General features: G+C 45.0%; 1 protein-coding gene. It reads left to right on the forward strand.

Annotation, left to right across the window (positions count from 1 at the left end):
• Positions 1–19: 19 nt before the first annotated feature.
• A partial coding sequence (locus tag L9G74_RS24595) for an SH3 domain-containing protein (protein WP_238898984.1) occupies positions 20–242 on the forward strand: 223 nt, incomplete at its 3' end.

Genomic DNA, 242 nt, shown 5'->3' on the forward strand with positions numbered 1-242 from the left:
GGCCACCAAGGCTCGTGTTATGTATGACTTTGCTGCTGAGCCTGGAAACAACGAGCTGACCGTCAGTGAAGGGGAGATCATCACAATTACCAACCCGGATGTCGGTGGAGGGTGGTTAGAAGGAAAAAACAGCCAAGGAGAAAGAGGACTTGTACCAACAGATTATGTTGAGATTATAACTGACGGTACAAAAGATGGAATTAGTTGTGGTAATTCATTAGCTGACCAAGCCTTTTTTGATG

It is taken from the genome of Shewanella electrica (assembly GCF_022321485.1).
In the GTDB taxonomy this organism is placed as follows: Bacteria; Pseudomonadota; Gammaproteobacteria; order Enterobacterales; family Shewanellaceae; genus Shewanella; species Shewanella electrica.